The 22276-nt window shown below is 60.7% G+C and carries 20 protein-coding genes, 4 tRNA genes and 2 rRNA genes; 17 read left to right on the top strand and 9 right to left on the bottom strand.

Annotation, left to right across the window (positions count from 1 at the left end; translation table 11 throughout):
• The 6 genes from FE782_RS29320 to FE782_RS29295 all read left to right on the top strand — a co-directional run.
• Positions 1 to 143: ribosomal RNA gene (locus tag FE782_RS29320) — 23S ribosomal RNA — on the top strand; the annotation flags it as partial.
• Between the two features lie 64 nt (positions 144 to 207).
• Positions 208 to 324: ribosomal RNA gene (gene rrf / locus FE782_RS29315) — 5S ribosomal RNA — on the top strand.
• Between the two features lie 51 nt (positions 325 to 375).
• Positions 376 to 466, top strand: a tRNA-Ser gene (locus FE782_RS29310).
• A gap of 38 nt (positions 467 to 504) precedes the next feature.
• Positions 505 to 580: transfer RNA gene (locus tag FE782_RS29305), tRNA-His, on the top strand.
• A gap of 9 nt (positions 581 to 589) precedes the next feature.
• Positions 590 to 661, top strand: a tRNA-Gln gene (locus FE782_RS29300).
• A gap of 10 nt (positions 662 to 671) precedes the next feature.
• Positions 672 to 746: transfer RNA gene (locus FE782_RS29295), tRNA-Gly, on the top strand.
• 122 nt (positions 747 to 868) lie between these two features.
• Here FE782_RS29295 and FE782_RS29290 read toward each other — a convergent pair.
• A complete protein-coding gene (locus FE782_RS29290) occupies positions 869 to 1915 on the bottom strand; it encodes a cation diffusion facilitator family transporter (RefSeq protein WP_138197902.1) in 1047 nt (348 codons plus the stop codon).
• Between the two features lie 159 nt (positions 1916 to 2074).
• Here FE782_RS29290 and FE782_RS29285 point away from each other — a divergent pair, with 159 nt between their 5' ends.
• Positions 2075 to 2440, top strand: a complete 366-nt coding sequence (locus FE782_RS29285; protein WP_138197909.1) for an ArsR/SmtB family transcription factor — start codon at positions 2075 to 2077, stop codon at positions 2438 to 2440.
• Positions 2441 to 2493: 53 nt separating this feature from the next.
• On the opposite strand, the gene FE782_RS29280 is transcribed toward FE782_RS29285, so the two are convergent.
• The 6 genes from FE782_RS29280 to FE782_RS29255 all read right to left on the bottom strand — a co-directional run bounded on the left by FE782_RS29280 (position 2494) and on the right by FE782_RS29255 (position 8508).
• Positions 2494 to 3948, bottom strand: a complete 1455-nt coding sequence (locus FE782_RS29280; RefSeq protein ID WP_238392707.1) for a sensor histidine kinase — start codon at positions 3946 to 3948, stop codon at positions 2494 to 2496.
• Complete coding sequence (locus tag FE782_RS29275; RefSeq protein WP_138197901.1) at positions 3945 to 4631, bottom strand: response regulator transcription factor; 687 nt, start codon at positions 4629 to 4631, stop codon at positions 3945 to 3947. The genes FE782_RS29280 and FE782_RS29275 overlap by 4 nt, the downstream gene beginning before the upstream one ends.
• Before the next feature lie 125 nt (positions 4632 to 4756).
• Positions 4757 to 5770 (bottom strand): FecCD family ABC transporter permease, encoded by a 1014-nt coding sequence (locus FE782_RS29270; RefSeq protein WP_138197900.1) that lies wholly within the window; start codon positions 5768 to 5770, stop codon positions 4757 to 4759.
• A complete protein-coding gene (locus FE782_RS29265) occupies positions 5767 to 6777 on the bottom strand; it encodes a FecCD family ABC transporter permease (RefSeq protein WP_138197899.1) in 1011 nt (336 codons plus the stop codon). Before FE782_RS29265 ends, FE782_RS29270 begins: the two co-directional genes overlap by 4 nt.
• Entirely contained in the window at positions 6774 to 7712 is a 939-nt protein-coding gene (locus FE782_RS29260) for an iron-hydroxamate ABC transporter substrate-binding protein (RefSeq protein ID WP_138197898.1), read from the bottom strand. Before FE782_RS29260 ends, FE782_RS29265 begins: the two co-directional genes overlap by 4 nt.
• Positions 7636 to 8508, bottom strand: a complete 873-nt coding sequence (locus FE782_RS29255; protein WP_138197897.1) for an ABC transporter ATP-binding protein — start codon at positions 8506 to 8508, stop codon at positions 7636 to 7638. The genes FE782_RS29260 and FE782_RS29255 overlap by 77 nt, the downstream gene beginning before the upstream one ends.
• A gap of 200 nt (positions 8509 to 8708) precedes the next feature.
• Here FE782_RS29255 and FE782_RS29250 point away from each other — a divergent pair, with 200 nt between their 5' ends.
• From FE782_RS29250 to FE782_RS29240, 3 genes are all read left to right on the top strand, one after another.
• Positions 8709 to 9758, top strand: coding sequence for an NAD(P)/FAD-dependent oxidoreductase (locus FE782_RS29250; RefSeq protein WP_138197896.1), 1050 nt, complete (start codon positions 8709 to 8711; stop codon positions 9756 to 9758).
• A 338-nt stretch (positions 9759 to 10096) separates the two neighbouring features.
• Positions 10097 to 10717 carry a DUF47 domain-containing protein gene (locus FE782_RS29245; RefSeq protein WP_138197895.1) on the top strand — a complete coding sequence of 207 codons (621 nt, stop codon included), beginning with the start codon at positions 10097 to 10099 and terminating at the stop codon, positions 10715 to 10717.
• A gap of 1 nt (position 10718) precedes the next feature.
• Positions 10719 to 11717: an inorganic phosphate transporter gene (locus tag FE782_RS29240; RefSeq protein ID WP_138197894.1), complete on the top strand. Its 999-nt coding sequence runs from the start codon at positions 10719 to 10721 to the stop codon at positions 11715 to 11717.
• Positions 11718 to 11775: 58 nt separating this feature from the next.
• On the opposite strand, the gene FE782_RS29235 is transcribed toward FE782_RS29240, so the two are convergent.
• Together FE782_RS29235 and FE782_RS29230 are read right to left on the bottom strand one after the other, a co-directional pair.
• A complete protein-coding gene (locus FE782_RS29235; RefSeq protein ID WP_138197893.1) occupies positions 11776 to 12915 on the bottom strand; it encodes an alcohol dehydrogenase catalytic domain-containing protein in 1140 nt (379 codons plus the stop codon).
• 19 nt (positions 12916 to 12934) lie between these two features.
• Positions 12935 to 14851, bottom strand: a complete 1917-nt coding sequence (locus tag FE782_RS29230; protein ID WP_138197892.1) for an electron transport protein — start codon at positions 14849 to 14851, stop codon at positions 12935 to 12937.
• A gap of 300 nt (positions 14852 to 15151) precedes the next feature.
• Between FE782_RS29230 and FE782_RS29225 the strand changes: the two genes are divergently transcribed.
• From FE782_RS29225 to FE782_RS29195, 7 genes are all read left to right on the top strand, one after another.
• Positions 15152 to 15826: a GntR family transcriptional regulator gene (locus tag FE782_RS29225; RefSeq protein ID WP_158299609.1), complete on the top strand. Its 675-nt coding sequence runs from the start codon at positions 15152 to 15154 to the stop codon at positions 15824 to 15826.
• A 3-nt stretch (positions 15827 to 15829) separates the two neighbouring features.
• The gene (locus tag FE782_RS29220) at positions 15830 to 16621 is read left to right on the top strand and encodes an SDR family NAD(P)-dependent oxidoreductase (protein WP_138197890.1); all 792 of its coding nucleotides are present in this window, start codon (positions 15830 to 15832) and stop codon (positions 16619 to 16621) included.
• A 17-nt stretch (positions 16622 to 16638) separates the two neighbouring features.
• On the top strand, positions 16639 to 17853 hold the full coding sequence (locus tag FE782_RS29215) for an enolase C-terminal domain-like protein (RefSeq protein WP_138197889.1): 1215 nt from the start codon (positions 16639 to 16641) through the stop codon (positions 17851 to 17853).
• Between the two features lie 27 nt (positions 17854 to 17880).
• Positions 17881 to 18750 (top strand): SMP-30/gluconolactonase/LRE family protein, encoded by an 870-nt coding sequence (locus tag FE782_RS29210; protein ID WP_138197888.1) that lies wholly within the window; start codon positions 17881 to 17883, stop codon positions 18748 to 18750.
• Positions 18747 to 19802 (top strand): DUF4432 family protein, encoded by a 1056-nt coding sequence (locus tag FE782_RS29205; protein ID WP_138197887.1) that lies wholly within the window; start codon positions 18747 to 18749, stop codon positions 19800 to 19802. Before FE782_RS29210 ends, FE782_RS29205 begins: the two co-directional genes overlap by 4 nt.
• A 141-nt stretch (positions 19803 to 19943) precedes the next feature.
• Positions 19944 to 20501: a YhcN/YlaJ family sporulation lipoprotein gene (locus FE782_RS29200; protein WP_138197886.1), complete on the top strand. Its 558-nt coding sequence runs from the start codon at positions 19944 to 19946 to the stop codon at positions 20499 to 20501.
• A gap of 59 nt (positions 20502 to 20560) precedes the next feature.
• On the top strand, positions 20561 to 22156 hold the full coding sequence (locus FE782_RS29195; RefSeq protein ID WP_138197885.1) for an alkaline phosphatase family protein: 1596 nt from the start codon (positions 20561 to 20563) through the stop codon (positions 22154 to 22156).
• Positions 22157 to 22276: the final 120 nt, after the last annotated feature.

Raw genomic sequence — 22276 nt, 5'->3', positions numbered from 1 at the left:
AAAGCATCTAAGCGTGAAGCCCCCCTCAAGATGAGATTTCCCTGCTTGAAGACCCCATGTAGACGACGTGGTTGATAGGTTCGGGGTGGAAGCGCGGCAACGCGTGGAGCTGACGAATACTAATCGGTCGAGGACTTATCCAACATATTCGGAGTGTACAATTGTTTCGCATCCAGTTTTCAGGGAGCAACCCCTGAACTATATAGGTTTGGTGATAATGGCGGAAGGGAACCACGCGTACCCATCCCGAACACGAACGTTAAGCCTTCCAGCGCCGATGGTACTTGGACCGCAGGGTCCCGGGAGAGTAGGACGTCGCCAAGCCGATCCCCTACGGGGGATTGTTTTTATGAAGAAATGCCGAAGTTTTCTCATGGAGAGGTACCCAAGTGGTCCAAGGGGGCTGACTCGAAATCAGCTAGGCGTCGCGAGGCGTGCGTGGGTTCGAATCCCACCTTCTCCGCCATATGTTTTCCTAACGGGTATGGGTGTTAACATAACATGGCGACCGTGGCGAAGTGGTTAACGCATCGGTTTGTGGATCCGACATTCGGGGGTTCAATTCCCCTCGGTCGCCCCATTCACCTATTGGGGATTAGCCAAGCGGTAAGGCAACGGACTTTGACTCCGTCATTCCCAGGTTCGATCCCTGGATCCCCAGTTTCTTACTTGCGGACGTGGCTCAGTGGTAGAGCATCGCCTTGCCAAGGCGAGGGTCGTGGGTTCGAATCCCATCGTCCGCTCCAACATCATACAACGGATAACGCCTTCGAATCGATTCGTCGATCATCGCAGGCGTTTTTTAGTTTGCCCCCGAGGGCAAGAAGCAACCAAGGAAAAGGGAGCCGGCCGGCTCCCTTCTTCGCGTCTACACTTTCAAATCCGCGTGCTGCACATCCGACGTCTCGATCTGGATCGTGCAATGGGAGACGGCGAATTGCCGCTCCATGAGGCGCACGGCTTCTTGCAAAATGATTTGTTCATCCAGTCCGTCTTCGATCAGGAGATGCGCGCTTAACGAGTCCATGCCGGAGGTGATCGTCCATACGTGCAAGTCGTGGACGTCCCGCACGCCGTCGATGCTCTCGAGCGTATGCTTTACCTTGCCGATATCGATACGCGAGGGCGTGCCTTCCATGAGGATATGGACGGTCTGACCGATGACCCCCCAGGCCCCGCGAAGGATGAGAATCGCGACCAAGACGCTGATGATCGGGTCGGCGATGTACCATCCGAACGCCAGCATGAGCGCGCCGGCGACGATCGCGCCGACGGAGCCGAGCGCGTCGCCCAGAACGTGCAGATACGCGCTCCGCACGTTCACGTTGTCCTTGACGTCGCTTCCCCGCATTAACGCCCAGGCGCTGGCCAAGTTGGCGAGCAAGCCGACGGTCGCGATCGCCATCATCGAACCGCTGGCGACTTCGGGAGGCGCGAAGAAGCGTTCGTAAGCTTCCTTGGCGATGAAGAAGGCGATGACGAACAGCGTGACGCCGTTCACCAGGGCGGCTAAAATTTCGAAGCGATGATACCCGTACGACTTCGTGGACGTAGCGGCTTTGCCGGAAAGCCATAAGGCGAATAAACTTAAGGCGAGCGAGGCCGCGTCGTTCAACATATGTCCGGAATCGGACAGCAGCGCCAAGCTGTTGGTGACGAGCCCGCCGAAAAACTCGAGCAGCATAATGCCCGTCGTAATGGTAAGAGCGATAATAAGTCCCTTTTTATTATTCGGCGCGTGACTGTGGTGATGCCCGTGCCCGTGATGATGATGCCCGTGGCCATGTCCGTGATTGCGATGCTGCTCGTGTTGATGGTCATGATCGTGATTATGATTATGGTTATGGTTATGATTGCAGTCGTGCTCGCTCTCCTGTCCGCGATGCGCTTGCTTCTTATGCGTATGGCTCCCCATCGGACGTCCTCCTAACATATGAGCAACTATTCATATGTATTATATTCCATGCAAGGATTTGGCGCAATATGGGTCGGCTGCATTTTCCGAAGCGTTCCGACTTCCGTTCTCCCGAATTAGTGCTTATACTAGGAGGAAGAACGTAAGGCGGTGATCGGAATCGAACGCGTCATTCTAGATACTTGCGACGATGCTTGCAGCGGAACGGAGACGGACCTTCAAACCGTGAAGGAAGCCATGATCGACGAGCCGACGATGAACGCGTTGGCCGACATCTTCAAGGCGCTGGGCGATCCGACTCGCGTCCGCATCATCTATGCGCTGATGCAGAAGGAATTATGCGTGCACGACCTGACCGTCGTTCTGGAGATGGGCCAGTCCGCCGTGTCGCATCAGCTGCGGGTGCTGCGCAACCTTCGCATCGTGAAGCGGAGGAAGGCCGGCAAGACGGTTTATTATTCCCTGGACGACGTTCATATCGAACAAATTTTTGCGCAGACGCTGCATCATGTGAAACATGGGTAGAAAATAAGGGCTGTACCGCATGCGCGTCGTTGCATGCGGTACAGCCCTATTCGTTATGGCTCGAGTTCCGGGGGCGCCAGCGGCAATCGGAGCGCGAACGCGCTGCCCCGGCCGAGCTCGCTCGCGACCTCGATGCGTCCGCCGTGCGCCTCGGCGATCGATTGCGAGATCGAGAGGCCGAGGCCCGCGCCGCCCAGCTTGCGCGTGCGGGACGTGTCGACCCGGTAAAACCGGTCGAACAGCTTGGCGAGATGCGGCTCCGGGATGCCGGGGCCGTTGTCCGCGACGCTGAGCAGCGCGTCGCGCCCGTCGGCGCGCAACGCGACTTCGATGCTGCCGCGGTCCGGGTCGGTATGCTGGACGGCGTTCTGGAACAAGTTGAGCATGACCTGCTTGATCTGATCCGCGTCCACGGACGCGACGAGGTCGGAGGAGGCAACGAAGGTCAGCGCGCGGCGGCCGGCCAGCATGCGCAGATGCGGCTCCATCTCGTCGATCAGTCCGTCGAGACGGGTCCGCCGCAGCTCGAGCCGCGGCGCGCTGTCTAGCTTCGCGAGAAGCAATAGGTCTTCGACGAGCTTCTTGATGCGGACCGATTCCCCAAGCATGCTGTTCAACGCCGAATACAGCTGCTCGCGCTTCTCGGCCGCCCCGCGCAGGAGCACCTCCAGGAAGCCGTGGATCGACGTCAACGGCGTGCGCAGCTCGTGGGAGGCGTCCGCGATGAACCGGCGCATCCGATCCTTGGACTCGCGTTCCGCTTCGAACGAGGCGGCGAGCCGGCCGAGCATGCCGTTGAACGATTCCGCGAGCCGGTCGACTTCCTCCTGACCTTGCCTCGTCGGAAACCGTTCGTCCAGGTTGCCCGCGTCGGTCCGCTCGACCGTCTCGACCATCTGCTGGAGCGGCCGCAGCGTCCGCCGGAGCACAGGGACGTACAGCGCCAGTCCGCCGGCGAGCGCGAGAATCGACAGCGCGGCGAAGATGAGCAGCTGTTGGAGCGCTACGGCCTTAAGCGGCGCTGTCGGCGTTCCGATTTGAATGTAGCCCCGTCCGGCCGGGCCGCCGTCGGAGCGCAGCACGACGAGCTGTTCGACGCCTTCGCTGTCGCGTACGACCGCGTACCGGCCCTTCTCGTCGCGCCCGCGCCGGACGTCCGCCAACCGCTCGAGCTCGGCGGTCGACAGCTCGGGCGAGACGGCGCCGCCGCTCGCGCCGGAAAGATCGGTGCGCGTCCCGTCCTCGGCGATGAAGGCGATCGACAGATTATCGGGGAGGAAGACCGGTCCGCGCGGCCGATCGGACACAATGCCGCGCAACGGCCCCATCGCGTTGACCCCGATCGTCTCCGCCTCGTTGCGGTATAAGAAATCTTTCATAAATATATATTGCAGCGAACCGATGAGGATCAGCAGGCCGGCTAAAATCAAGAGGGAGCGCGCGAGCAGTTGGAACCGGAGAGACCGGGGGTTCATCCGGAGCGGAAAGCGTCGACCGACGGCCTTCATGCGAAGTCGACCCGGTATCCGGCCCCGCGGATCGTGCGGATGAGCCGATGTTCCTTGTCGCCTAACTTATCCCGAAGCGAGCGGACGTATACTTCCACGATGTTCTCCTCCCCGCCGAAATCGTACCCCCATACCGCATCCAATATTCTGGACTTGCTGAGCACGATGCCGTGGTTGACGATCATATATCGTAACAAGTCGTACTCCGTGGGCGAAAGCTCCAGCACCTTCTCTTCGTGCGTGATTTCCCTCCGGCGATCGTCCAACCCGAACGGCCCCAGCGCGACTTTCCCGAACAAAGACGGGAATTGGTTGCGCAAGCGCGCTTCGATGCGGGCGAGCAGCTCGTCGAAGCTGAACGGCTTGACGAGATAGTCGTCGGCTCCAAGCTTCAGCCCCTTCACTCGGTCCTCGATTTCATCTTTCGCCGTCAGCATGATGACGGCGACGTCCGAGCTCTTCTTCTTGAGCAACCGGCACGTTTCGAAGCCGTCCATGCCCGGCATCATGACGTCCAAGACGACGACGTGCGGCTGAAACTCGGCGGCGGCCGTCACGGCGCTCAAACCGTCCGGCGCAGTACGCACCTGGTACGCTTCGCCCTCCAGTCCCATCACGAGAAATTGCAAAATATGCGGTTCGTCGTCCACGAGCAGGATGCGTATATTCTTCTCGCTGTTCATCGGCGCTGCCTCCAAAGATATCAACTTCTCTTCTCTATAGAAGCAGTATACAACAAGTTCCTGAAGGTTCGCTGAAAACGGACTGAGCCGTCGCTGAGCATAAAAAGGCGACGGCGTATCCGCCGTCACCTCGATTTTCGCAGCAGCAAATATAAGAAATACGGCGCGCCGAGCAGCGACACCATGATCCCGGCCGGTATGCCGTCGGGATTGACGAGATTGCGGCCGATCGTATCGGCGGTCAACAGCAGGAACGCGCCGATCGCGAGGGCGAGCGGCAGCATGAGCTGGTGCCGCGGCCCGATCAAGCTTCTCGCGATGTGCGGCGCCATCAAGCCGATGAACGCGACGCCGCCCGCGACCGACACGGCCGTCGCGGCGAGCGCCGTCGCGGAGAGCAGCAGGACGAACCGCTCCTTCGGGACGGCGACGCCGATGCCGATCGCGGCCGAGTCGCTCATCTCGAGCAGGTTCAAGCGGTTCGACCGCGAGAGCACGAACGGGATCAGCAGCGCCAGCCACGGCGCGACGGCGGCGATGAACGGCCAATCCGCGCCCCAGACGCTGCCGGCGAGCCACTTGGAGACGAAGTCGACCTTCTCCCGTTCGGCGGAAGAGACGATCACGACCATCGCGCCGGAGAGGGCGAGCGACACCCCGACGCCCATCAGGACGAAGCTGGTCGGCTGCAGCCCGGACTTCCGGCGGTAGGCAAGCGCATAGATGACGAGCGCCGTGACGATCGCGCCGAGGAAGGCGACGAGCGGCAGCATCCAAGCGAACGTCCGCGAGTCGATCGGCAGAAACAAGTAGAACGTCGCGATGGCGACGCCCGCGCCGGAGTTGACGCCGATGATGCCTGGATCGGCGAGCTCGTTGCGGGTGATGCCCTGCAGCACCGCCCCCGACAGCGCGAGCGCCATGCCCGCGAGCAGCGTGACCGCGATGCGCGGCAGCCGCACCGAGAACAGCACGAATTGTTCCTTGAACGTGCCGCTCCCGAGCAGCGTCGGCAGGAGTCGGTCGAACGACAGCGACGAATACCCGACGCCGGCGCCGACGACGGAGACGAGCAGAAGGAGCGCCAACAGCAGTCCAAGAAGCCATCGCTGCTTCCGAATGACACGGGGATGAATCACGACGACGTTCGACCTCCTCGATGCACGATCGCCAGAAAGAACGGGATGCCCATCATGGCGATGACCGCGGCTACCGGCGTCTCGTACGGCGCGTTCACGGTGCGGGCGATCGTATCCGCGAGCAGCATGAGCGCGGCGCCTCCGACGGCGGACATCGGTAAAATATATCGATAATCGGTGCCGACGACGGCGCGGACGACATGAGGCACGATGAGCCCGAGGAAGGCGAGGCTGCCGACCAAGGCGACCGACGCGCCCGCGAGCAGGACGACGATGCCGAGCAGCGCCGTCTTAACGAAGAGGATGCGTTGGCCAAGACCTGCAGCGACCTCCTCGCTCAGACTAAGCACGGTAAGCTGGCGCGACAGGAGCAACGCGCCGATCAGTCCGCAGCCGATGAGCGGGCCGATGAGCTGCAGCTGACTCCACGTCGTGCCGATGATGCCGCCGGCCGTCCACATGGAGACGTCCTTCGATATCTTAAAGTACAGGCCGACGCCTTCCGCCACGGCGTACAGGAAGGACGATACGGCGGCGCCGGCCAGCACGATGCGGATCGGGGAGAACCCCCCGCGCCGCATCGTCCCGATGCCGAAGACGAGCGCCGCCCCGGCCGCCGCGCCGACGAAGCACGCGATCGTAATGCCGTAGTAGCTCGTCGCGGGGAGGAACGCCATCGTGGCGGCGAGCGCCGCGTTCGCCCCGGCGGTCACGCCGAGCAGTCCGGGATCCGCCAGCGGATTGCGCGTCATGCCCTGCATGATCGCCCCGGAGACGGCGAGCGCGGCGCCGACGAAGACCGCCGCGAGCTCGCGAGGGAGCCGGATTTCCCGAATCATTAACGGCTTATCGCCGTCCGCTTGCGTCGCCGCCGCGAGCCAGACGTCCCGGAAGCTTACGTCGACGGCCCCAGTCGTCATGGCGACGACGAACATGCCCGCGAACAAGAGAAGGCCGAGAAGCAGCTTGAGCGAGAACGGTATTCCGAAACGCGCTCCCGCGTTCATCGTTCGCCAAGGAAACTATCGATAAAAAATTCGAGCTGATAATCGAGCGTGATCGGATCGTTAAAGAAAAACCCCTTCGAATCGACCTCGAACACGCGGCCTTCCTTCACCGCGGGGATGTTCTTATACGTCTCGGACTGCAAGAACGACGTGTCGGAATCCGTATACTTGCTCATGATCAGGTAATCGCCGACGAATTCCGGCAGCGCTTCGAGGGAAAGGGCGAAGTATCCCGGCTTCAGCGCGGTGTCGATGACCTTCTGCGGCATCTTCAGCTTCATCTCGCGGTACAATATTTCGCCCCCGCGTCCCCAGTTGTCGCCGAACACGTACAGCTCCTTCTCGAAGTTTTCGATGACGGTGACGGTGGCGTCCTCGCCGATCTTCGCCCGGATCTCGTCTCCGGCTTCGGCCGTCCGCTTCTTGAAATCGTCGATCCAAGCCTGCGCTTCGGCTTCCTTGTTCAGCAGCTTCCCGATTTCCAGGTGCTGCGTCAAGTAATCCAGCTTCCCGTAAGTAAAGGTGACCGTAGGCGCGATCTCGCTCAGTTTATCGACGTTTTTCGCGGTGGATAACCCGATGATCAAATCCGGTTCCAACTCGATGATTTTCTCTAGACTTTCATCGGAAATTTCCTCCGCGTCTTTCAGCGGTTCCTCGAATCGGGGGTTCATCATCGTCCAGACGTCGGCGCCGACGACCGGGACGCCGAGCGACAAGACGTTGCCGGCGAACGTGGAGACGACGACGACGCGCTGCGGATCGGCGGGCACTTCGATCGGACCGTTTTCCGACTCGTATGTAATCGTCTCCCCGCCGGAGCCGGCTTCGTTCGCGGGCGCCGCGCCGCTGCAGGCGCTAACGAGCAGCGTAAGCGTAAGGGCGAACGGGATCGGAAGAAGTTTCTTTCGGAGTTTCTTGGTCAATGCGGACATTCGAATTCTCTCCTCTGTATAGTTTATAGGCGACGCACATCGGTTTCCCGGTCCATGGATCTGTTCCGATTTCGGCGTCGATCTGAAACACGTCGCGCAGCACCTCGCGCGTGACGACCTCTTCGCAGCAGCCCGCTTTCACGATCGCGCCGTCCTTCATGGCGACGACGATGTCGGCGAACCGAGCTGCCTGGTTAAGGTCGTGCAGCACCATGACGATCGTCCGCCGCTGCTCGCGATTCAGCGTTTGCAGCAGCTCCAGCACCTCCAGCTGATGCGCCATGTCGAGGTACGTCGTCGGTTCGTCCAGGAAGATTAGATCGGTCTCTTGGGCGAGCGCCATCGCGATCCAGACGCGCTGCCGCTGCCCGCCAGACAAGGCGTCGACCGGGCGAAACTTGAACTCCGCCGTTCCGGTCGCCTCGAGCGCCCAGTCGACGACTTCGTAATCGTGCGGGGACAAGCGGCCGAACCCTTGTTGGTACGGATATCGGCCGTAGGAGACCAACTCGCCGGCCGTCAATCCGGCGGCGCTCTCGGGCGTCTGCGGCAGAATGGCCATTTTCCGAGCAAGTAGCTTGGTGTTTTCCTTATGAATGCTCTTCCCGTCCAGCAAAATCGTGCCCGACCTGTGGGGGAGAATGCGGGTCATCGCCTTCAGCAGCGTCGACTTCCCGCAGCCGTTCGGTCCGATGATCGTCGTCACGAGACCGTCGTTTATCGCGAGATCCAAGTCTTTCACGATCAACCGATCGTCATAGCCGACCTGAAGTCGGGACGTAACGAGTCGGGTCATGGTACGGTTCACCTCCAAGAAAATCGAAAGGGCGGACCCTCGAGTTATCGAAAATGAGAATCAATCTCACTCAAAACAGAACTATAAAGTGATAATGGCAATAATGTCAACCCCTAAATTTTGTGTTGAAATCTGGTTTGTTCCGGTGTATATTCATTGAGAATGAGAATCATTAATGTTTGGATGGGGGACGATCGAGGATGAGGGAAGCCGATTTGTTCGACGTGACGATCATCGGAGGCGGACCCGCGGGACTGTATTCGGCGTTCTATAGCGGTCTGCGCGAAATGAAAACGAAAATCATCGAGTACCAGCCGCGTCTCGGCGGCAAGGTGCATGTATATCCGGAGAAGATGATCTGGGACGTCGGCGGCTTGACGCCGGTGCCGGGGGCCCGACTCATCGAGCTGATGGTCGAGCAGGGGCTTACGTTCCAGCCTACGGTCGTTCTTGGCGAGAAAGTGGAGTCGATCTCCCGCGATGCGGAGGGGCGGTTCGCGCTGCGGACGACGTCCGGCGAGTTGCATCTGTCGAAGACCGTCATCGTCGCGATCGGCAGCGGCATCCTGAATCCGCATAAGCTGGACATCGAGGGAGCCGAACGGTTCGAGGTGTCCAACTTGAACTATACGGTCAAGTCGCTGCAGCACTTCAAGAATAAAACGGTGGTCGTCTCCGGCGGAGGCAATACGGCGGTCGATTGGGCCAACGAGCTCGCGGCCGTAGCGAAGCGCGTGCACGTCGTGCACCGGAAGGAGACGCTGTCCGGCCACGAAGCGCAAGTATCGCTGCTCATGAACGGCGCCGCCGACATTCGTCTCCGTTCGTCGATCACGAGGCTGATCGCGGGCGCGAATCACGAGACGGTCGAGCGAGTGGAAATTACCGATCTCGCGACGGGCGAAGCTTCGATCCTCGACGTCGACGAGGTCGTCATCAGCCACGGCTACGACCGCGACGCCTCGCTGCTGACGGGCAGCGAGGTCGGCATAGAAATCGTCGACGACTATTATGTCGGAGCGAACGCGCACTGCGAATCGAGCGTACCCGGCATCTATGCCGCCGGCGACATCGTGAAGTACGACGGCAAGGTGCACCTAATCGCGGGCGCCTTCCATGACGCGGCCAACGCCGTAAACCGGGCGAAGCGGTACATTCAACCGGACGCCGGCGCGACCGCGATGGTGTCCTCGCATAACGAACGGTTCAAGGAGCGCAACCGCGAGTTAGTGAAACGAATGATGGGTTGAACGGCAGACGGGACGATAACGAGGCTGGACTTGGCATCGACCTCGGAGCTGAATTACGACAATTATCGATAAGAAAGGCCGGAACCTTGCCGATGCGGGTTTTCGGCCTTTTCTTTTTGCGATTCACTAATCCATCCCGTTTTTATCAAAGATGCCCAACGGAGCGTTTCGAACGAACCGGTTCGGCAGATACTAATTGTGAAGAAAATGAAAACTAATATTGAGTTTTCGTAAATGTTCCTTGCCGATCGATGTCGATTTATGTTATGACAATATGGGGGAATCGCGGAATAAGATGCGAACCCGATGAATCTGGTCCAGGGTAGGAGGCCGCACAGTTGTTATTTAAAAAGAAGACGGACACAGATTTCTTGAATCTGTTGATCCAGAGCGCCGAAAACAGTTTGAAAGCTTCTCACGTTTTCCGTACCGCCATGAACGGAGATCAGCCGCCTGCGATCTACGTCGAACAATTGAAGGAGCTCGAGCATGCGGGCGACAACATCACGCACCAGGTGTACAAAGGGCTGAACCAAGTGTTCGTCACTCCGCTCGATCGCGAGGACATCATTACGCTGGCGACGACGCTCGACGACGTCATGGACGGGATCGAAGCGACGATCGCGCGTTTCGACTACTTGAACATTACGTTCACCGATCAAATCATGAAAGACTTCGCGGAGGTGCTCGTGAAGTCGTGCGAGCATATGGTGGCCGCGTTCAAGCTGCTCGACAAGAAGAAGTATCAAGAAATTCGGGAGCATTCGGTGGCGATCAACAGTTTAGAAAACGAAGGCGACCGACTGATGCGGGAAGGCATTCGCGCCATCTTCACGAACCCGAAGGATCCCTACCACGACTTCCGGTTGAAAGAAATTTACGAACGCTTAGAGACGACGACGGATTCCTGCGAAGACGTGGCCGACATTCTGGACAGCGTTCTGTTGAGATATTCGTAGTATGGAGCCGATGTTCCTAATCGTTATCGTCGTGATCCTGGCGCTTTCGTTCGACTTCATCAACGGCTTCCACGACACGGCGAACGCTATCGCCACCTCCGTCTCGACGCGGGCGCTCAGCCCGCGGAACGCGATTCTGATCGCGGCGTCCCTGAACTTCATCGGCGCCCTCACGTTCACCGGGGTCGCCAAGTCGATCGGGGGCAAAGTCGCCGATCCGTCGACGCTCGATCACGGCATGATCATTATCGTCGCCACGCTGATCGCCGCCATCGCTTGGAACTTGATCACGTGGTGGTTCGGCATTCCGTCGTCGTCGTCGCACGCCTTGATCGGGTCGATGGCCGGCGCGGTCATCGCTTCGGCCGGCTTCGCTGGCATTAACTCCTCCGGCTTCGCGAGCATTATCAAGGGATTGATCTTCTCCCCGATCATCGCGTTCGTCATCGGCTTTATCGTCATGAAGCTCGTCTATTGGATCTTCGCGAACTTCAGTCCGCATCGACTCAATAAAAACTTCCGCACGATGCAGATCGTTACGGCATGCTTCCAGAGCTTCACGCACGGCACGAACGACGCGCAGAAGGCGATGGGCGTCATCACGTTCGCGCTCGTCGCCGGCGGACTGCAGACGGACCTAGAGGTACCGTTATGGGTCAAGATTTCCGCGGCGACGGCCATGGGTCTCGGTACGTCCGTGGGCGGCTGGAAAATCATTAAGACGATGGGCTCGAAGATCTTTAAGATCGAGCCGGCGAACGGGGTGTCCGCCGACTTGACGTCTGCGTCCGTCATCCTCGGCGCGACGCTCACCGGGTTTCCGGTCAGTACGACGCACGTCGTCACGTCGGGCATTCTCGGCGTCGGCGCGGCGAAGCGGTTCCGCGACGTGAAGTGGAACGTCGCCGGCAAGATCATCGTAACGTGGTTCATCACGATCCCGATCTCGGCGATCTTGGCCGGTGCCGTATTTAAGCTCATCGAACTATTGTTTTTGTAAACGACGAAGGGGCTTTCCTGCCTGCGGATATATCCGCTCGGGAAAGCCCCTTCTCGCGTTAGTTCGGGCACATGACGATCTTGATGCATTGCTCCTTCTTGTGCAGGAAGATGTCGTAGGCGTGAGGCGCGGCGTCGATCGGCAGCTTGTGCGTCAGAAGGTCCGAAGGGTCTACGCGTCCGCGCGCGAGGTCGTCGTATACCTGGGGAACCAGGTGCAGGACCGACGCCTGGCCCATCTTCAGCGTGACGCCCCGGGCGAACAAGTCGCCGAGCGGGAAAGAATTGTAGCGTAAGCCGTAGACGCCCGTCAATTGAATCGTTCCGCCCTTGCGCACCATCTGCGCGGCGCTGCGGATGGCGCCTTCGGCGCCGCCTTGCAGCCGAAGCGCGGTTTCGACGGATTCGAGCAAGTTTTTCTTCCCGTCCATGCCGACGCAATCGATGACGACGTCCGCGCCGCCGGACGTCTTCTCGAGCAAGTACGGTCCGATCTCCTCCGCTCGGATTTCCGTATGCGTCTCGACCCCGTTCGTCCGTTTCGCGTGCTCCGCCCGATATTCGACCGGTTCGACGCAGATGACTCGGGACGCGCCATACAGCCAAGCGTACTTCTGTACCAATAAACCGATCTGCCCCGCGCCGAGAACGATGACCGTGTCGCCCGGCTTCACGCCGGCGTACCGGACGCTCCACAGCGCCGAAGGAAGGGCGTCGGACAGCATGACCAGTTGGTCGTCCGGCAGCTCGCACGCTTCGGGCACGACGAACGGCATGAAGTTGCCGTACGGCACGCGGAGGTATTGGGCTTGGCTGCCCGGATAGTCGCCGAGCAGGCGGGAATACCCGAAGGCGCTGCCGATCTCGCCTTCGGCATTCGACTCGTCGCATAAGCTTTCAAGCTGCGAGGCGCAGAAGCGGCACTTCCCGCAGGCGACGTTGAACGGGATGACGACGCGGTCGTGCTTCTTCACCTTATGGACCGCGCGACCCGTCTCTTCGACGATGCCGATCGTCTCATGGCCGAGCACGTATCCGCGCTCGAGGCTGGGGATCATGCCGTTATACAGGTGCAGATCCGAACCGCAGAGCCCCGAGCGCGTCACCCGGACGATGATGTCCTCCGGATCTTGGATCGTCGGCGCGGCGACGCTTGCGACCTCCACCTTCCGGTACCCTTGGTACGTAACAGCCTTCATCCCGGCTCAGCCCCCGTCCTCATTGCTTCGAATCATTGATTTTCAACAAATATCGGATCACGGCGTCCTGCTCTCGCTTCGTAAAGCCGGCGGACGCATCGATCCAATATTCGTGTCCCTGGCCGACGATGCGCGCGCCGGCCGCGTCCGCGTTCGCCCGGTTCGCGGCGACGACCCGTTCGCGCAGACCGCGGTCGAGGAGCGCCCGTAAGCTGTTGACGGGATCGGGGGCGACGCCGGCATACCATGTGCCCGGAATGCCGAGCTGTCGTCCGGCGTCCTTGCCGACGGCGACGCCTCCGTCGTGCAGATAAGGGGCGGACCAATACAGTCCCCATAAGCTAGGAATCTTGTAGCCGCCTTCGCCGCCTTCGCCGCCGTCGTGCGCCAGCGTAAGCTCGATGTCTTCCGCCGGCGTCTCGTAAGGGATGCGGAACGTCTTCGGACGAGACGGGAGCGGGACCGGCGTGCTCCAATCGTACATCAGGTTCCGTCCCCAAGCCTTCTCGGAATACGAGAGGGCTTTGCCTCGCGTCGGTTCCGTGCCGATGATCGACTGGGCGATTACGCGGTTATTGGTCAGGTAATCGCCCGCATGGCAAGCGATGCAGCCGGCTTTCTCGAAGACGCGTCGGCCAAGTTCTACCTCTTCGGGGGCGGCTTCGATGCGGGACGGCGGCGGGTCCAACGCATCTTGATACGCCGCGAGGCCGATCAAGTGCTCGCCGATGCGATATCCGGGCTTCGAAGCCAGCATTCCGACGAAGGAGACGAACGAGACGTTCGGATAATCGGGGGTCGGCACGAGCTCGTTGACGCCGGGCGTTCCGGGGGTCGGGTCGATAGATGCGAAAAACTCGGACGGCTTCTTGCCCGACGCCGGGTCGTACCGAAACTTCGGGTTCGCCGCACGCTGCAAGAGCGTGCCCAGGTACAACTCCGGGTCGATACCGAACGCTTTCTTGCTAAGGTGCGCTTGCGCGGTCGGGTCCATATTCTGCCCGTTGGGGACGCCGCTGAAGAAGACAAGACCGTGCCGAGGGCCGTTCGCGGACATGCCGTTCCGCGCGTACGGGAAATCGCCGCGCGTAAAGCTGTCCGGGATTTGGACCGGCGCGTTCTTCAGATCAAGCACCGTATCGATGAATCCCGGAGGCCATCGGAGAAGCGCCCGATCGACGGCGTCCTCCAGCGCGTCGGGGTCGGGCAGCGGCGCTTGTCCGCCGTCCGACGTCGGCACGGTGCGGCTTACATCCTTTAAATATTCGCTGAGGTTGTCCACGTCCGTATGCGTGAAGAACGATGCGGAGTTCGTGCTCGCCGCGAGCAGCAAGCCGGCGTTGACGTCGGGATTCGGAGCGCCCTCGACGATCTTGCCGGAAGGCCCGTCGTAGATGGCGTGGCACGTAATGCAGGAGACGCCGGCGCGTATCTTGCCGCGGTCGGCCGTCACCTTGATGCCCAGCGGGACGTAAGCTCCTTTCGCCACGTCCAGCCCGGTATCGATCCATTCGCCCTTCCGGATCGTGCGTCCGCCGACGATCGCGGTCTTCTCCGCCTGTACCCGCAGGTTGGAGGTGCCCCGGCCGCGGAGGCGTACGGTCGCCGCGAGCATGGACTTCAGCGAGATCGGGCCGTCGAACATGCCGAGGATGTCGGTGAGGTACACCTCGTTCCCGAACGTCTCGCCATAGAACGCCTTCCGTCCGAAGTCGACGGTGTCCGGCGTTTCGTACGGCAGCGGGTCTTCCGCCTGCGCGGCCGTAAAACCGCGACCGTCCGAGGTTCTCGGCTCGCGAGGGGGATTCGCCGCTTCATGCCGGCCGGGCACGTATGCATATTGCAGCTTGGCGAGCTTCCAACCCGACGCCGCCGCGAGCGCGAAAATCAAGAGCGTACACACGCCGATCCATAGCCGCTTGTTCCTAAAGCCCATCTCGCCTCTTCCTTTCCAATGATGTAGGCATAGCGTTCGCCGAACGGGAGGAATTATTCCCCATGGAATTGAAGATCGTTATCGGAAATTTCTGAAGAAACGACGGCGGCGGACAGGTTGCATGCGGGTTAGGAAGGAAGCCATGGTCTTGACAAAAGATGCGGCGTGCCTCCAATATGAAGGTAATTACTCATAAATTTATCAGACAATTCGAACCGGCCGCACGGCAAGATTTTCGGAAGCGTTTCCAAGCCGATGAGAGAAGGAACGTTTTCCAGTAGGAAGGGGGGGGGGGGAGACATGCAAGAAGAATTGTTCGCGAGGATTCGGGCGGACGATCTGGCGGAGAAAGCATACGGGCGATTGAAGCGCGCGATTACGATGAACGCGATTCAGCCGGGCGAGCGGATCGACATGAACGCGCTGCTCGAACGCTGGGGGGTCAGCCGGACGCCGCTGAAGGATGCGGTGGCCCGGCTCGAAGCCGAGGGGCTCGTGACGGTGAAGCCGAAGGTCGGGACCTTCGCGACCCCGATCACGCGCCAGGATATGTTGGAGCTGATCCGACTTCGGCTTCTGTTGGAGGGCGGAAGCTGCAAGGAAATCGCGGCCCATGCGACGGAAGCGCACAGGAAGGCGCTTCGCGCTCTATTGGAGCGGCTGGACGAAGAGATGGCCAAGGGCGCCGACGCCTTCGACTTCATGCGATTCAACGAGCTGGACGCGGCGTTCCATCAGACGCTGGTGGACGCGGCGGGAAGCCGGAAACTGTCGGAGGTGTACCGGTCCTTGAATTTCCATGCGCAGAGCGCCCGTTATAACTATGACCGCTTCGAGGAGCGGCGGGCGTTGACGAAACGAGATCACTACGAGATGGCGGAGGCGCTCGAGCGGCGGGACGCGGAACGGCTCGAGGCGGTCGTCCGGCGGCATATCGCTTCCGGGAAAGACCGACTTCTTTCGGAGGGGGAATGACGAATGAGATTTCTAGGGAAGGCGGCGCTCGTGACGGGCGGCTCCCGGGGGATCGGTCTTGCGGCGGCGGAACGGCTGGCGACGGAGGGCGCCGCCGTGGCGTTGCTGTCGAACGACGACGGCGCGGAGGCGGCGGAGACGCTGAAGCGGCGGACGGGCAACGACGCGGTGATGGCTGTGCGAGCCGACGTGACGTCGGCCGAGGAGGTGCGCGGCGCGGTGGAGCGGGTCAAGGCGGCGTTCGGCGGCATCGACGCGCTCGTGAACGGCGCCGGCATTCAGCGATACGGCACGGTCGCGGACACGGACGTCGAGCTATGGGACGAAGTGATGAACGTCAACGTTCGGGGCATGTTTCTGGCGGCGAAGTACGTCGTGCCGGAGATGATCGCGCGCGGCGGCGGTTCGATCGTCAACGTGTCTTCGGTGCAGGCGCTCGTCGCCCAGAAGCAGGTGGCGGCGTATTGCGCTTCCAAGGCGGCGATCCTCGGGCTGACCCGCGCGATGGCGATCGATCATGCTCCGGATCGCATCCGAGTGAACGCGATCCTTCCGGCGTCGGTCGATACGCCGATGCTGCGATGGGCGGCGGACTTGTTCAAAGGCGATTCGACGCAGGACGAGGTGATCGCGACTTGGGGCAAGGGGCATCCGCTCGGCCGGGTCGGCTCGCCGGACGAAATCGCGGCGTTGATCGCCTTCCTCTTGAGCGACGAGGCGTCGTTCGTTACGGGAGGCGAGTATAAGATCGACGGCGGACTGCTCGCGACGATCGGCGTCGCGCTGCCGGAATAAGGAGGGAGCCGAAAGAAATGAGAATCGTCGACATGCGGGCGACGACGGTGACGGTGCCGCTCGAGGGCACGATCCGGCACGCGAACGGGGCGCATTGGGGCCGCTTCGTCCGAACGATCGTAGAACTGGAGACGGACGAAGGCATCGTCGGCTTGGGCGAGATGGGCGGCGGCGGAGAGAGCGCCGAGCCGGCGTTCCGCGGGCTGCGGAAATACGTGATCGGCCACGACCCGTTCCAGCTCGAGGAGCTTCGGTTCAAGATATGCAATCCGACGGCGAGCTTGTACAACAACCGCACGCAGCTGCATGCGGCGCTCGAGTTCGCCTGTTTGGACATTATGGGCAAGAAGCTCGGCTTGCCGGTCTACAGTCTGCTCGGCGGGAAGGTGCGAGACCGGGTACCGTTCGCCAGCTACTTGTTCTTCCGGCCGCCGCACGAAGGCGGAGGCGGCGAGGTGCGGACGCCGGATCAGCTCGTAGCGCACTGCCGCGAGCTGAAGGAGCGGCACGGCTTCACGGTGCACAAGCTGAAGGGCGGCGTCTTCCATCCCGACGCGGAGTTGGAATGCTACCGGGCGCTGGCGGCCGCGTTCCCGAACGATCGGCTGCGTTACGATCCGAACGCGGCGCTCGGCGTAGAGCAAGCGATCCGGTTCGGCCAGGCGATAGAGGGCCTCAATAACGACTACTTCGAGGATCCGACCTGGGGGCTGCACGGCATGCGGCGCGTTCGCTCGATGGTTCGCATCCCGACGGCGACGAATACGGTCGTCGTCAACTTCGAGCAGCTCGCGGCGAACATTCTGGACCACGCGGTGGACGTCATTCTGCTCGATACGACGTTCTGGGGCGGCATCCGGCCCTGCATCAAGGCGGCGGGCGTCTGCGAAACGTTCCAGATCGGCATTGCGGTGCATTCCTCGGGAGAGCTGGGCGTTCAGCTCGCGACGATGCTTCACCTGGGCGCGGCGGTGCCCAACCTGACGTTCGCCGCAGACGCGCATTACCATCATCTGAAGGACGACGTCATCGTCGGAGGCAAGCTGAGCTACGAGGACGGAGCGATCCGGGTGCCGGACCGGCCGGGGCTCGGCGTGGAGCTCGACCGGGAGAAGCTGGCCGAATACGCGGAGCTGTACCGCGAGCTCGGCGGGTATCCGTACGACCAGGATCCGACGCGGCCGGGCTGGTTCCCGCTTGTGCCGAACGACCGATGGGCGGCGAACGTCTAACGACCTGACCCGAAGGAGGGCGAACGTATGGGGAAAGCGAGCTGGCGAGGGCTGGAGGCGCTGCTTGCGGCGGAGCGGGGGAGCGTGTTTTTCGAAGGGATCTTCTCGACGCCGAAGTTAAATCACCCGGAAGGCATCGCGATCGACGAGGATGGCCATGTGTGGTGCGGGGGAGAGGCGGGGGAAATCTTTCGCGTCGCCGCGGACGGATCGGGCATCGAGCTCGTCGCTTCCACCGGCGGCTTCACTTTGGGCGTCGCGCTTGACGGTCGGGGCGGGCTGTACGGCTGCGACTTGAAGCACGCCTCCGTCTTCCGCGTGGACACGCGCACCGGGGAGCTGGAGACGTGGGGCAACACGGATTCGCGAGGCAACCGCATGCGAAATCCGAATGCGCCGGTCGTCGATGCGGAGAACGGCTGGCTGTACGTGACGGACAGCTGCGATCCGTCGACGGAAGGACCGGGCATCTGGCGGTTCCGGTTGGACGGCGGGGAAGGCGAACTGTGGTGCGAAGAACCGCTGCGGTTCGCGAACGGACTGGCGCTGTCCCCGTCGGAGCGCTGCTTGTATGTCGCCGAGACGTTCGGACGGCGCGTCAGCCGGATCCCGATAACCGAGGACGGCGCTCCGGGGGAGCGAGAGACGGTCGTCGCCGTCGACGCGCTGCCGGACGGACTCGCGATCGGGCCGGACGACCGGCTCTATATTAGTTGTTACGAGCCTTCGCTCGTCTACCGGTGGTCGGAGCGAGAAGGGCTGCAGCTATTGTATTACGATCCGGAGGCGCATCTGCTGTGCCATCCGACCAACTGCGCGTTCCGGGGCGACGACTTGTACACGTCGAATCTCGGCAGATGGCATATTACGAAGCTATTGGGGGCCGCGAAAGCATGAACACGGGAATAAGCGCGTATCGGAAGCAGCGCAACTACGGATGTCGCGTTCACGATCAATATACGTATATGGGGATGCGAACCGTCGTATTGGAAAACGAGACGCTCCGCGTCTCGATCCTCGTCGACAAGGGCACCGATGTGTATGAATTTCTGTATAAACCGTTGGATTTGGATTATATGTGGATTACCGAGCGGGGCGTTCATCCGCCGCATCGGTATTTGCCTACGTCGCCCGATCCGATCTCGACGTTCATCGATTATTACGAGGGCGGTTGGCAGGAGGTGTTCCCGAACGGCGGGCCGACGAGCTCGCACCAAGGCGCCGTCTACGGCCAGCACGGCGAGGTCGCGCATATGCCTTGGGATTACGCGATCGAAGAAGATACGCCGGAGCGCGTCGCGGTGCGGTTCGAGGTCCGGACGAAGAAGGCGCCGTATTCCTTGCGCAAGCGAATGATTCTCGAGTCGGGCCGGACGGCGCTCATCGTCGAGGAGGAGGTCGTCAACGAGGGAGCGTCGGAGCTGCGGTACATGTGGGGTCAGCATCTCGCATACGGGAAGCCGTTCGCCGGACCGGGATCGCGCATCCGTCTGCCCGCCGGCGTCGAAGCGGAGACGGAGCGGCCGGACGCCGATTCGGGTCCGGGGCGGGTGAAGCGCGGCGTTCGCCACGTCTGGCCGAACGCCGTCGACGAAGCGGGACGCGCCGTCGACTTGTCCGTCCTGCCGCCGGTCGGCACGGCTTCGGACATCGTGTACTTGACGGGCTTCGGCAAGGAAGCGTGGTACGAGATCGAGAGTCCGGATCGGGGAGCGGGCCTTCGCGTCGAGTGGGACGGGGAAGCGATGCCGTATTTGTGGTTTTGGCAGGAGTTCGGAGCGACGACGGGCTACCCGTGGTACGGGCGGCACTATAATATCGGGCTGGAGCCGTTCTGCGGGTACCCGACGCGAGGACTGGAGGAGGCGGCGCGGAACGGCAGCGCGGGGCGGATCGGGCCGGGCGAGACCCGGTCGCTCCGGATGGAGCTGAAGCCGTACAGGGTGTGAGAAGGTGAAACAAGTACAAATCAAAATGCCCTTTCGGCGCGGAACAAGCCGAGAGGGTATTTTTACTTTTATGGGAATGAAATCGAGGATCGTAAAGCAACCTATGCTATAACCAACGAAAATAGAGGGGGAATCCAAATTATGAATCCGAAGCAAGCGAAAAAGTCGATCCTTATTTTATTGAGCGCCATGGTTATATCGAGCGCGGCGGCGGGATGCGGGAACACCGGCGCTAACGACGCTAACGGCGCTAACGGCGCTAACGGCGCTAACGGCGCTAACGGCGTCCGGCAGCAAGGAATGCAAACAAACCGGCAGAATACCTCCATGCAGCGACCGACGCAAACCGGGGCGAACGACAACGAAAACCGGATACAAATCGCGGATCGAGCGGCAGAGCAAATCGTTGCCTTGCAAGGCGTCCGAACCGCCAATGTATTGGTCACCGATAACAACGCTTATGTGGCCGCCGTAACCGACGACGGCCAAGGGAAGCTAAGCCGGGAGACGGAAGACCGGATCGCGCAAAAGGTCAGACAAGTCGATCCGAACATCCGGAACGTATTCGTGTCGACAAACCCCGACTTCGTAGACCGGATCAACGCTTATGTCGACGACGTGCAGCAGGGAAGACCTGTCGCCGGGTTCGTGGAGCAGTTTAACGAGATGATCCAAAGAGTGTTCCCGAACGCTAGATAACGTTCTAACTAGGCTGCCGGTCTTATCGGCGGCCCTTTCTTGCAAAAGGGGGACCAAACATGAACCTGCAGCTGAAAAAAACGTTGATGACGTTCGTTCTTCTGTCGTTAACCCTCGGGTGCGGCCAGCAGTCTGACGAGCCGAAGGAAGCCGATTTGTCTCGGCTCCATGCCTTATCGGACGACCGTACGAAGAAAGTGATCCTCGTCGTCGCCGATTCGCTGCTGTCTCGAGCGATAGAGGAAGGCATCGCGCAAAACAAGCTGCCTACCTTCGAATATCTGGTAAAGCACGGGCAGTACTTTAACGATTTCGTAAGCTCGTACCCCACGATGTCCGTAACGATCGACAGCGCCCTGTTGACGGGGGCGGATCCAAGCCGGCATCGGGTACCCGGATTAGTCTGGTATTCCGACTCGGAGCGACGAATCGTCACGTACGGGACGGGAAGCTTCGAGACCGTGAAGAACGGAGTTCAACCCGTCTTCTTGAATGCGCTTCTTCATCTGAACGGACGGCACCTCAGCGATCGAACGCCGACGATCTATGAAGATGCAGCGAAACTGGGGCTGTCATCGGGAAGTATTAACGGCTTGATTTTCCGGGGGACGACGCCGCATACGCTGTCCGTCCCGGTCTGGCTCCAAGAAGCGCTCGCCGTTCCGGGGGAAGCGGAGGTGACCGGCCCCGATTTTTTAGCGTTGGGAACGTTCTCGAATCCGCTCGAAGGGAAAGTCGATTTGCCGGACGGAGCGATCAGCCGCCTGGGAATGAACAATCGGTATTCGATCGAGGTCGCTACTTTTTTAATTAAGAACGGCAGCTTGCCTGATTTTCTGTTCGTGTATTTGCCGGACCTGGACAGCAGATTGCATAACAAAGGACCGTCGGATTTGAAAGGGGTGCAGGACGTAGACCGGCAGATTCAAGCTTTATTGCAGGCGTTCGGTTCTCCCGAGGAAGCCGCCCGGAAAGCCGTCATCCTCGTGATGGGCGACAGCGGGGTGAGCCAAGTTCATCCCCGTACCGTCGACTCGACCGTCCCCTTGCATGAGCTGCTCGGACAGTACCGGGTATTGCAATTCGGCGGTTCGGTAACGGAGGAAACCGACTTGGCGCTGGCCGTGAACGAATCGATGGCGTATGTGTACAAACTTAAGTCCGAGCCTTCCCTCCGGGATGTCGCCGACGTTCTGATCGCCGACGAGCGCATCGATTTCGCGTCTTGGAAAGAAGACGGCTGGATCCACGTCGTTCAAGGCGGGACAGGGGAGACGCTTCAATATCGAAAAGGCGGGTCCGTTCTGGATCCGTATAAACAGGCTTGGACCGTCGAGGGCAATCCGGATGTGTTCGATTTACGAGTAGCAGGCAACAGCCTGTCGTACGGAGATTACCCCGACGGCCTGCAGAGGTTATACGCCGCTCTGCATTCGCACGAAGGAGAGTTCTTGGTCGTCAACGCGAAGCCGGGTTACGAGCTCGCGAACGAAAGCTCGCCGACCCACCCGGGGGGCGGCGCTCACGGGTCCATCTACAAAACGGACACGCTCTTTCCGGTCATCGTTTACGGCACGGACGAGAAACCGGACAACCGAAGAATTACGGACATCAAGCCGTTTATTATGCGGTTGCTCGCTTCCTTTTCCTCATGAAACATTCGATTCGAGAACGAGACGGGGCGGAGTGCGTCCCGTTTTTTTTCGTTATTTTGAAAACGTTGTCACGATTTTATAAAACGCTGGCGTCAGGTCGCAAAGACGGGACGGACGCGC

It is taken from the genome of Paenibacillus antri, from assembly GCF_005765165.1.
GTDB classification, from domain to species: Bacteria; Bacillota; Bacilli; order Paenibacillales; family YIM-B00363; genus Paenibacillus_AE; species Paenibacillus_AE antri.
The sequence above is the reverse complement of the archived record's forward strand: the minus strand, read 5'-3'. Positions and strand labels throughout refer to the sequence as shown.

Bases quoted from the DNA above. Each gene is read 5' to 3' on its own strand.
- FE782_RS29220 (WP_138197890.1), top strand. From the start codon at position 15,830: ATGAGATTTCTAGGGAAGGCGGCGCTCGTGACGGGCGGCTCCCGGGGG.
- FE782_RS29195 (WP_138197885.1), top strand. From the start codon at position 20,561: ATGAACCTGCAGCTGAAAAAAACGTTGATGACGTTCGTTCTTCTGTCG.
- FE782_RS29210 (WP_138197888.1), top strand. From the start codon at position 17,881: ATGGGGAAAGCGAGCTGGCGAGGGCTGGAGGCGCTGCTTGCGGCGGAG.
- FE782_RS29205 (WP_138197887.1), top strand. From the start codon at position 18,747: ATGAACACGGGAATAAGCGCGTATCGGAAGCAGCGCAACTACGGATGT.
- FE782_RS29200 (WP_138197886.1), top strand. From the start codon at position 19,944: ATGAATCCGAAGCAAGCGAAAAAGTCGATCCTTATTTTATTGAGCGCC.
- FE782_RS29230 (WP_138197892.1), bottom strand. From the start codon at position 14,851: ATGGGCTTTAGGAACAAGCGGCTATGGATCGGCGTGTGTACGCTCTTG.
- FE782_RS29240 (WP_138197894.1), top strand. From the start codon at position 10,719: ATGGAGCCGATGTTCCTAATCGTTATCGTCGTGATCCTGGCGCTTTCG.
- FE782_RS29290 (WP_138197902.1), bottom strand. From the start codon at position 1,915: ATGGGGAGCCATACGCATAAGAAGCAAGCGCATCGCGGACAGGAGAGC.
- FE782_RS29255 (WP_138197897.1), bottom strand. From the start codon at position 8,508: ATGACCCGACTCGTTACGTCCCGACTTCAGGTCGGCTATGACGATCGG.
- FE782_RS29215 (WP_138197889.1), top strand. From the start codon at position 16,639: ATGAGAATCGTCGACATGCGGGCGACGACGGTGACGGTGCCGCTCGAG.
- FE782_RS29260 (WP_138197898.1), bottom strand. From the start codon at position 7,712: ATGTCCGCATTGACCAAGAAACTCCGAAAGAAACTTCTTCCGATCCCG.
- FE782_RS29275 (WP_138197901.1), bottom strand. From the start codon at position 4,631: ATGAACAGCGAGAAGAATATACGCATCCTGCTCGTGGACGACGAACCG.
- FE782_RS29265 (WP_138197899.1), bottom strand. From the start codon at position 6,777: ATGAACGCGGGAGCGCGTTTCGGAATACCGTTCTCGCTCAAGCTGCTT.
- FE782_RS29250 (WP_138197896.1), top strand. From the start codon at position 8,709: ATGAGGGAAGCCGATTTGTTCGACGTGACGATCATCGGAGGCGGACCC.
- FE782_RS29235 (WP_138197893.1), bottom strand. From the start codon at position 12,915: ATGAAGGCTGTTACGTACCAAGGGTACCGGAAGGTGGAGGTCGCAAGC.
- FE782_RS29225 (WP_158299609.1), top strand. From the start codon at position 15,152: ATGCAAGAAGAATTGTTCGCGAGGATTCGGGCGGACGATCTGGCGGAG.
- FE782_RS29280 (WP_238392707.1), bottom strand. From the start codon at position 3,948: ATGAAGGCCGTCGGTCGACGCTTTCCGCTCCGGATGAACCCCCGGTCT.